General features: G+C 47.5%; 10 protein-coding genes and 1 pseudogene. 5 read left to right on the top strand and 6 right to left on the bottom strand.

The window, feature by feature from the left end:
• Nucleotides 1–143, bottom strand: a pseudogene (locus QUB52_RS27740) (photosystem II D2 protein (photosystem q(a) protein)); the annotation flags it as partial.
• 400 nt (nucleotides 144–543) lie between these two features.
• Here QUB52_RS27740 and QUB52_RS27735 point away from each other — a divergent pair.
• Together QUB52_RS27735 and QUB52_RS27730 are read left to right on the top strand one after the other, a co-directional pair.
• A complete protein-coding gene (locus tag QUB52_RS27735) occupies nucleotides 544–816 on the top strand; it encodes a hypothetical protein (protein ID WP_265239348.1) in 273 nt (90 codons plus the stop codon).
• Nucleotides 813–1,511, top strand: a complete 699-nt coding sequence (locus tag QUB52_RS27730; protein ID WP_265239347.1) for an energy-coupling factor ABC transporter ATP-binding protein — start codon at nucleotides 813–815, stop codon at nucleotides 1,509–1,511. Before QUB52_RS27735 ends, QUB52_RS27730 begins: the two co-directional genes overlap by 4 nt.
• Nucleotides 1,512–1,615: 104 nt before the next feature.
• Here the strand turns inward: QUB52_RS27730 and QUB52_RS27725 are convergent, their stop codons facing one another.
• Nucleotides 1,616–2,371 carry a DUF4058 family protein gene (locus QUB52_RS27725; protein ID WP_332975516.1) on the bottom strand — a complete coding sequence of 252 codons (756 nt, stop codon included), beginning with the start codon at nucleotides 2,369–2,371 and terminating at the stop codon, nucleotides 1,616–1,618.
• A gap of 121 nt (nucleotides 2,372–2,492) precedes the next feature.
• Nucleotides 2,493–2,732 carry a hypothetical protein gene (locus QUB52_RS27720; RefSeq protein WP_332975515.1) on the bottom strand — a complete coding sequence of 80 codons (240 nt, stop codon included), beginning with the start codon at nucleotides 2,730–2,732 and terminating at the stop codon, nucleotides 2,493–2,495.
• Nucleotides 2,733–2,859: 127 nt separating this feature from the next.
• On the opposite strand from QUB52_RS27720, the gene QUB52_RS27715 reads away from it, so the two are divergent.
• Nucleotides 2,860–3,072 carry a helix-turn-helix domain-containing protein gene (locus tag QUB52_RS27715; protein WP_332975514.1) on the top strand — a complete coding sequence of 71 codons (213 nt, stop codon included), beginning with the start codon at nucleotides 2,860–2,862 and terminating at the stop codon, nucleotides 3,070–3,072.
• An 83-nt stretch (nucleotides 3,073–3,155) separates the two neighbouring features.
• Nucleotides 3,156–6,263 carry a CHAT domain-containing protein gene (locus tag QUB52_RS27710; RefSeq protein WP_332975513.1) on the top strand — a complete coding sequence of 1,036 codons (3,108 nt, stop codon included), beginning with the start codon at nucleotides 3,156–3,158 and terminating at the stop codon, nucleotides 6,261–6,263.
• 2 nt (nucleotides 6,264–6,265) lie between these two features.
• Here QUB52_RS27710 and QUB52_RS27705 read toward each other — a convergent pair whose 3' ends face one another.
• The 3 genes from QUB52_RS27705 to QUB52_RS27695 form a co-directional block, all read right to left on the bottom strand.
• The gene (locus QUB52_RS27705) at nucleotides 6,266–6,913 is read right to left on the bottom strand and encodes a DUF6887 family protein (RefSeq protein WP_332975512.1); all 648 of its coding nucleotides are present in this window, start codon (nucleotides 6,911–6,913) and stop codon (nucleotides 6,266–6,268) included.
• 4 nt (nucleotides 6,914–6,917) lie between these two features.
• The gene (locus tag QUB52_RS27700; RefSeq protein WP_442923233.1) at nucleotides 6,918–7,109 is read right to left on the bottom strand and encodes a DUF6888 family protein; all 192 of its coding nucleotides are present in this window, start codon (nucleotides 7,107–7,109) and stop codon (nucleotides 6,918–6,920) included.
• 152 nt (nucleotides 7,110–7,261) lie between these two features.
• Entirely contained in the window at nucleotides 7,262–8,770 is a 1,509-nt protein-coding gene (locus QUB52_RS27695) for a UbiD family decarboxylase (RefSeq protein ID WP_332975510.1), read from the bottom strand.
• An 80-nt stretch (nucleotides 8,771–8,850) separates the two neighbouring features.
• On the opposite strand from QUB52_RS27695, the gene QUB52_RS27690 reads away from it, so the two are divergent.
• The coding region (locus QUB52_RS27690; protein WP_332975509.1) for an NYN domain-containing protein at nucleotides 8,851–9,304 on the top strand (454 nt) is incomplete at its 3' end.

Below are 9,304 nucleotides of genomic sequence, written 5' to 3'. Positions count from 1 at the left end.
CAGCCACCGATGGATAGGTAGGCGCAGGGGAATAGCAGGATGCCAGACCAGCCTACGAAGACGAAGCGATCGCGCTTAAGCCAGTCGTCGAGTACATCAAATATGCCTCGTTCGGTCTGGGCGCGTCCGACTGCGATTGTCATTACGCAAATCTCCAAATAGATATAATTACAACGGATTTGTCTCTAGTCATTATTGCCCAAACGTTGCTCTGCCTAACAGACAACGAGTTGGATTATGAAGAGAGTTTACTTTTCTTTACCGTATTTAAGATTATAGGAGTAATTCTTTACAATGGCAAGCATTTATTCAAGAATTTTGGGATCTTGACTGGTGTCGGAAGTCCTCGAAGTCCTGGAATAAACCCGGAATCCTGGCGGGCACTCTTGGCACCGCCCCGGATCGAAAGCGGATTTTTCCACAGCAATACTTTGTGACATCCCGCCGAAAGGGTAAAAAGCTGGTTTTTTGAGTCTTGATGCGTAAGTCCTGTCCTATATATATACTGAGGGTAGAGCTCCCAACTTAGGTTTTTAAGACTATATGTTCAGCATTGACATGATTGTGAAGAACACGCCCGTCTCCTTGTCGGTGCAGCGGAAGTTGGCGGAGGACGCTGAGGCTGTTTACCAGCAGGTTTTAGAGGCAATGCGCAACTCCCAACCGCAAATTTTGGAACTCACTTGTGAGAAAAATACTGAGAAAAAGGTAGCTGTCCTCAGCAGCGAGATTTCTGGGGTGGTGATCTCTCAGAAATCGGGGACTAATTCTGCAGGCCGAGCGCCGGGTTTTGTCTCGATGACAATAGGAGAATGAGGGCTGGGGGTGTTGGTGCCGATATGAGCCAGTCAGCGGTTGCGGTGCGCGATTTGGGTTTTTGCTGGCCGTCGGGCGATCGAGTTTTGCAAGGTTGCTCTCTGGATGTACCCAAGGGCGAGTTCTGGATGCTTTTGGGTACTAACGGTAGCGGCAAATCTACGCTGCTGAGGCTGATGGCTGGGCTGCTGCACCCCCAGTCGGGCGAAATTGATCTGGGGGGGCGTGTGGGTTTTGTGTTCCAAAACCCGGATCACCAGTTGGTGATGCCGACGGTGGGCGCGGATGTGGCTTTTGGTTTGGTGGAGGAAAAGCTTTCTAATCTTCAGGTGCGCGAGAGGGTGGCTGAGGCTTTGGAGGCTGTGAATTTGCTGGATTTGCAGCGCAGGCCGATTTATGCTTTGAGTGGGGGACAGAAGCAGCGGATTGCTTTGGCTGGGGCGATCGCCCGTCACTGTGAAATTCTGCTGTTGGATGAACCTACGGCTTTGTTAGATCCTGATTCTCAGTTGGATTTGGTGGCGGCGGTGCAGCGGTTGGTGAAAAATCGCGGAATTACGGCTTTGTGGGTGACTCACCGTTTGGATGAGTTGAATTACTGCGATGGGGCTTTTTTGTTGGAGAAGGGCCAAGTGGTCGATCGGGGAGACCCGGCGCGTTTGAAGCAGCGGTTGATGCAAAGTCAGGATGTTTAGCGATCGAGCATTGCTTGAATTAAGTCATTCGGCGATTGAAATCGCTTCTACAAAAACGAAGTCTGCCTCCGCAGACTAAGAGAAGAGAATGGTTGCACGCCAAATCAATCTCGAAATCCTCGATCGCGCAACCAAGCATCTGTCCAAATTGTATCGGCTTCTGACAGCGGTGGTATGACTTCCCAGTTGCGATAATCTATCTTCAGGTCGTAACTTGCTATGTCGTAAATTTGAGTGAATAATTCCTGCAAATTGATTGTAGGTTCAGTATCGCCCGATCGCAACGGCAAAGGAAAAGCAGGCATCGGGTTTTGGACGTTAAAAGCGTACAAATCCGCGAAAGGGCGGTGATTTTCCGGACAAACTAAAATCCGATATTGGCTATCAATATTCTCAATAATGGGCATTTTTTGCCCGCGCTGCAATAAATCAATTTCCACTAAATTAGTCCGGCTTCCTAAAATTTCCTCTCGCTTTTCTTCATAAATTTTTCGCCCTTTACCAGCGCGTTTGTTCGTAGGTGATAGGATTTCAATAACTGTTATTAATTCTTTTGTTTCTCTTTCCCTAATTTCTAAATATCCTTCCCGCCTTGGGAAAGGCACGGGAACAGTTACTTTTATCGGTTGTGTTGGAAGTGTTGCAAATCCTACATTTGATGCTGTTGCGTCTGGAATGGCAATTAGTAGAGTATCGTCATCAGGAGTTTCATAGATTCTTACTTTTACATCAACTAAATATTTAGGACGCAGTTGAGGAGATAAAAATCTAGCAATTTGATTGATTAACAAGTGATGTATTCCCGGCCAGAGTTCGGGATGTTCTAAATATGGGTCAATACCGGGGAAGGGAGATGGCATTGATGTGACTCCTTGACTCAAATCTATTTCTAGTTTAACAAGACTTTTGGGGATAATTAGGTCGATCGCACTTCTGACAAAATAGAATAATTACCGGAAGCGCGATCGCACTTTTTGACGGTTAACGTTCGATCGACAATTGCATCGGAATTGGCACGCTGTTTTCATTTAGCGACAGCGCATTCACGAAAACAATTGTATGAGAGACTGCGGGCATTAAGCGGCGGAGTGCATTGAGGTAAGATTCCGCATCACGGCGGCGGCTGAAACGGGCGACTGTTAACCGCTGACAGTTGGGGAGGTGGCGAATTAGATGCCAAGGCACAAGTCGATCGCGATAGGTCGATTCTTTTGGTATCATAGATTTGTTCTGCCCACTTTGGTGGGTGGTAAATGAAAGGCGATCGCTCTAGATTTCTCAGGTCACGGGGCGATCGCTTGTTTATAGTTTATATTCAACACGAATACTCGTGTGTTGTCAAGAGGTAATGGGACGAATTAGGCTGCGAGTTCGAGAATTTGCTCAAGAAAAGGGTTGGAATCTGACAGAAGTCTCCAAAAGAACAGGTATTCCATATACCACGATAATTACCTATGCGAACTCTCCAGGTATGGCAACTGTTGACTACACAGCTTTGGATAAGATGGCTCGTGCGTTCGATATTGCGATCGAGGATTTAGTGGAAATTCTGGAAAATTAGGTGCGATCCATTTCATCGTTTGCGATCGTCTATTTTTAAGGCTGAGCTACAATACAGCTATTTGGCGATCGCTACCTTGCCCTATGAATGAAAAACGCCTCGAAGCTTATCTTAATCTGATTAATACGCTGCTGAGTTGTCCTAGTGGAGAAGAAGAGCAGATTTTGAATGCTAATTCAGAGTTAGTGGATGCGGGGTTTGTAGAGGCGATCGTAAAAGTAGTAGAGCAGTTGGAAGAGAGGGGCGATCGCAACGCCGCTAATTTTTTAATCGATATTGCCTGTCAACTGGCTGAGGAACTGGAAATGTCATCATCAATCCCCACTTCTTCCCCATGCCCAAATCCTGAGTCTCAACTCAACCTCCTATTGCAGATATTCCAGGTAATTTACGCAAGCGAGGGTTACCTAGCAGTGGTGTACCTGCTGCTGCAAGCAAACCTAGACAAAGTGGATGATAACTTGGCTAATGTTTTGCGAAGCTGGGCAACAGCTACCTTACCTAAACTGGAGCCAGAGCAAGCACATGAAATTGCGGCAGTTATTGGCACTTTCACCAACCGGATTTGGGAGTTTCCACTGGGCAACCGGGCTAGTAACCTGGAAATTGCCATTACAGGCTACGAGGTCGTTGCCACAGTCTTTACCCGCGAAGCCTCCCCCGAACAATGGGCTACCAGCCAAAACAATTTAGGTCTTGCCTACCTTGAGCGCATCCGGGGAGAACAAGCAGAGAATTTGGAAGCAGCAATCAGGCATTTATTAGATGCCTTGAAGGTACGCACTCGCCAAGCCTTACCAGAACACTGGGCAGCAACTCAAAACAATCTGGGTAATGCCTACAATAAACGAATTATTGGGGAACGATCAGAGAATTTGGAGGCGGCAATCCGCTGTTACTTAGCTGCACTGGAGGTACGTACCCGCGAAGCCTTCCCCCAATACTGGGCAGCAACCCAAAACAATCTGGGGGCGACATATCGTAAACGCATCCGGGGAGAAACGACGGAGAATTTAGAGACCGCACTCAACTATTACTTGGCTGCATTGCAGAAATACACTCGCGAAGCCTTCCCTGAACGATGGGCAAGAACTCAAAACAATCTGGGAATTGCCTACCTTGAGCGCATCCAGAAGGAACAAGCAGAAAATTTAGAAGTGGCAATCCACTGTTTCTCCAATGCGTTGCTGGAATACACTCGTGAAGCTTTCCCCCAATACTGGGCAGAAAGCCAAAACAATCTGGGCATTGCCTACCTTGAGCGCATCCAGGGGGAACGAGCAGAGAATTTAGAAGTGGCAATCCGCTGTTTCTCCAATGCGTTAGAGGTACGAACTCGCAAAGCCTTCCCCCAATACTGGGCAGCAACCCAAAACAATTTGGGTACTGCCTACTATTACCGCGTCCGGGGAGAACAAGCAGAGAATTTGGAAGCGGCAATCCGCTGTTACTTAGCTGTCTTACAAGTACATACCCGCGAAGCCTTCCCTCAAGACCATGCAGGAACTCAATTCAGCCTTGGTGTGGCCTACCAAAAGGCTCGACTGTTTCGCAAGACGTACCCTGCCTTTGCCACGGCCATTGGCACTGTAGAATCCCTACGTGGCGAGATAGTCTCAGGTTCGGGCATGGAGGAAGACAAGAAAAAACTAGCAGAAGAATCGAACAAGCTCTATCAACGCATGGTGGAAGTTTGCCTAGAACTCGCTAAAGATGAGCCGCAATACTACGACCAAGCCATAGAATACGCCGAGCGCAGTAAAACCCGCAACCTAGTAGAACTTATTCTCAGCCGAGATCGCAATAACATCTTCCTCCCAGAAATTGTCAGTCAACTAGAACAACTCCAAGACAAAATAGCCAGTGGTCAGTACCAGATCCAGACTGCCACAGCCGATAACCCAACAGGCTTAGCGCAACATCTCCAGCAGCTACGACAGAAGCGCAATGAATTGCAAGACCGCTACCTGCCCATCGGTTATGGCTTCAAACTTGACCAATTTCAGGCAACCCTAAATGACCACACCACGATTATCCAGTGGTACATCACCAGAGCAGGCTTCGAGACCTTTATCATCACTCGCCATAGCCTCCAACGGCTTACCTTGTCCACCCCAGTTGATGACCTAAAAGCCTTAATAAATTGGGCTAACGAGTATCTGGAAGCATACGGTCGGAGAATAAAAAGCCAGTGGATAAATAGTCTAGCCTCTCGCCTCAGTCGTCTCGCTGAGATTCTCCATCTGGAGGACATCTTAAAGCTAGTTCCAGACACTTGCTCACGCCTTATCCTCATCCCCCATCGCTACCTGCACCTATTTCCCCTTCATGCACTGCCGTTGGCTAAGGGTGATTTCTTGTGCGATCGCTTCCCCAACGGCGTAGGCTATGCACCCAGTTGCCAACTGCTGCAACTGGCACAAAAAAGAGAGCAGCACCGACACGAATTCACCCGCATATTAGCTATCCAAAATCCCACCCGAAAAGATCTTCCGATTTTGACTGGCACTGAAGTTCAACTCGAAAAGATTTGCCAACACTTTGACTCAGACCATAGCATCGTTCTTCGGGAAAAAGAAGCAACAGAAGCAGCCCTGATTAACGAACAGGTGCGTTCTCCTCATTGCCTTCACTTCTGTTGTCACGGTTCCTTTGATTTTGGATCGCCCCTGAAATCGGCTTTGCGCTTAGCAGAGTCGGAAGGCAAGTTAGGTGCAGATGCCGACCTAACATTAGGCAAAATTTTTGAAAAACTGAACCTAGATGAATGTCGCCTAGTCACCTTTTCAGCTTGTGAAACTGGTATTACAGACCCCACTAGCATCAGCGATGAGTACGTTGGCTTGATTAGCGCTTTTTTGTATGCAGGCAGTCCTAGCGTTGTTAGCACGCTCTGGAGTGTGGACCAGGCTGCCACTAATTTGTTTATGACCGAATTTTATAAAAACCTCAAACAGCTTGTGCCACTAAAGCCAGGAAGTGTTGCCATTGCTCTGAACAAAACCCAAAAATGGCTGCGAACACTTACGGGTGAAGAGTTGAGAAAAATTGTAGAAAGCCCAGAATTTCAACGTCATTTGGATGACGAGAACAATAAGTTATTCAAAGAGTCGTTAGATCAAGCAAAGCTCAAACCATATCCCTTTGAAAAACCTTATTACTGGGCTGCTTTCGTAGCAACGGGACTTTAAAGTTAGGAATTTGGAGACTGACAGAATTTTTCCATGCCTTCTTCTTTAATGTAGGCGGCAAATGGAACTGCTATGATTGCTGCTATTCCTGGAGGACAACCCAGACTCCCTGCTACACAATCTGTTAAAGGAGGTATTAGTGCAGGCAAGTAGTTTTCTCTCAAGTTCTGGTATTTGGGCTGACAAATAAAATTCCGACATTCCTGAAGCATCGCGTCAAACCAATCAGAGAGTCCGAAGTCAGTGATTCCTTCGATGTCATTCCGAATCGCTATTGCTTTGGCAGCTTCTGCTAACTTACCACCATACTCTTTCTCGATTACGTCAAGAGCAGCTAGGGCATCTAGATTACCTGCCAATTCAGAGCGATACTGAGAAATTTGCTCTGAGGTAATAATTTTTTCAGAAGTCATAGGGTTATTTTCTTTGTGTGTAACTGTAGTTATGGGATGATTCTTGCCATTCTTTTCTGCTCTCTCCTCTATCATCTGCTTGAACAATTCAAATTGCGAGCGCTCTTCGTCTTTAGTTTTTGGAGGATGAAACCATATCGCTTCGGAGTCGGGAGTACGGCGACGGTAGAGGACATCCAAAGCTTCTAAATCCTCCCGATGCGCCAAGGCGTAAGCCTTGAGTTCTTGATTAGTCATTTTTTCAAATTTCGGTTGCATCTAAAAACCTCCAGTCGCCATTAGGGGATACGATAATTTGCAGTTCCTCGCCTGCAAATATAAAGACTACTCCGGTGCGATCGCTAAAACGGAATAGTTGGATGTCTCGGTAGCAGTTAGACAACATCTGGCAGACGCGCAGACAGGCTTGGGCTTGTTCGTCAGTGGGATTAATCGTTCATTCCTCAATTCTGCCACAAACTCTAAAATATAATATAATTCTGGCTGTTTCGGTGCTAATTCCAATCAGAGGGGCGGGCACTCTTGGCACCGCCCCTACAAGATTACGGTGGAACAGGCGTCCCGCCTCTGCATTTCTGCGCTTCCCTACCTCATCTCATACCCAAACAAATTCGGATCGACCTCACCCAAATTCAAATCGGCCAAACCGTACTCCGCCCAACGCCGCTCAACCATAGCCACCATATCAGGATCGGACTCCAAAACTTCCCCCCACTCGTGATCCGTTTCCGGCGGCATCTTCGTAGTAGCATCAATCCCCATTCTGCCTCCCAAACCAATCTTTTCACTGGCAAAATCTAACGTATCAAAGGGCGTATTCGGCAGAATAAATACATCCCGAACCGGATCGACTTTAGAACTAATTGCCCAAACTACTTGACGCGGGTCGCGAATGTTGATACTTTTATCCACAACAATCACAAACTTAGTGTAAGTAAACTGCGGTAATGCACTCCAAAATGCTAAAGCAGCCCTGCGCGCTTGACCGGGATATGCTTTATCAATCGAGATAATTGCCGCCTTATAACTCAGCGCTTCCATCGGTAAGAAGAAATCGACAATTTCCGATACTTGCTGCCGCAAAATAGGGGTATAAATACGGTTAAGCGCGATCGCCATCATAGCCTCTTCTTTCGGCGGCCGCCCGCTAAATGTGGTTAGATAAATCGGGTCTTTGCGGTGCGTCATGCAGTTAAACCGAACTAGCGGCGAATCTTCCACGCCGCCGTAATAACCCATGTGGTCGCCAAAAGGCCCGTCTGGCAAAACTTCCCCCGGTGTAATCGTTCCTTCTAATACAATTTCCGAGTCCGCAGGTACTTCTAAATCTACTGTTTTGCACTTCGCCAATTGCACGCCGGAACCGCCGTAAAGTCCGGCAAATAACCATTCGGATAAATCTACAGGAATCGGGGTTGCTGCTGCGAGAATAATCAGCGGGTCAACTCCCAGGGCGATCGCAACTTCCAACTTTTTACCAGCTTGCGCCGCTTTCCGCAAGTGCCGCGCGCCACCCCGGACAGATAACCAGTGTACGGTCATCGTGTTTTTTGACTGCAATTGCAACCGATAAACGCCCACATTCGGCGTACCGGTTTCGCAATCCTTGGTAATTACCAAACCCAAGGTGATGATTTTGCCCGCATCTCCCGGATAGGGGCGAATCATCGGGATTTTGTTCAAATCCACGCCTTCTCCCTCAAATACCACTTGCTGACAAGCTGGGAAGAAGTCGCGGCCTGGTTTGGCTTTCACTACGTCGAACAGGACTTTGCCGAATTCTATGGCTTGGGATATCTTTTTGGGCGGTTTTGGCTGTTGTAGCATTCCCAATTTTTTGCCGAGCTCTTCTAGTTCGATCGGCTTTTCCATGTTCATCGCCCAGCAAACCCGTTCTTCTGTGCCCAACAGGTTAATCGCCACGGGGAATTCTGCCCCTTTGACGTTTTCAAACAAAAGTCCGGGCCCGCCTTTGACCAGCATTTGGTTGGAAATTTCGGCAATTTCGAGGTCGGAATCGACTAAAGCGCTAATTCGGCGCAGTTGTCCCCTTTCTTCTAGGAGTTTTAGGAATCCCCGCAAGTCTCTAGCCATTTTTTTTAAGAATTGTTAAGTGTATTTATTTTATTATTAGCCCATCGGCCACCATAAAGGTAAGCTACCATTGTCAGTTAATGAAAAATCCCCGACGTTCGCCCGATCGATTCCGCCACAGCCGCAGTTCCCGTCGCCAGCAGTTTTATCCGCTTCAAGCTGTTAGCCAACAAGGTTTTGAGCCTCGATTCCCGTTGAGTGGCGAAGGCGCGGAAAGTACGAGTTCCCCAGAAACAGCCGTAAAGTGCGATCGGGAAATTGCAATTTTGCTGCTAGATGCAGAAAACTTGAAATTTGACATTAATGCGGAAAAGTTTTTAGCCAGTTTGTGCAGCTATCCCCTGCAAGTTAAGATTGCTTTTGCTAACTGGAAAAACCCCAGCACCGGTAAGCTGGATACTGAATTGTACGATCGCGGTTACGAACTAATTCACGCTCCGGGCGGCGCTAACACCGCTGACCGAAAAGCGAGATGCAAGCCCCTGGCTTTAGACATGGGGATAAGTCGGCAGCGGTTTCAACCGCCTTCAGTAT

Origin of the sequence: Microcoleus sp. A6-C6 (assembly GCF_036705955.1) — a bacterium.
In the GTDB taxonomy this organism is placed as follows: Bacteria; Cyanobacteriota; Cyanobacteriia; order Cyanobacteriales; family Microcoleaceae; genus Microcoleus.
The sequence above is the reverse complement of the archived record's forward strand: the minus strand, read 5'-3'. Positions and strand labels throughout refer to the sequence as shown.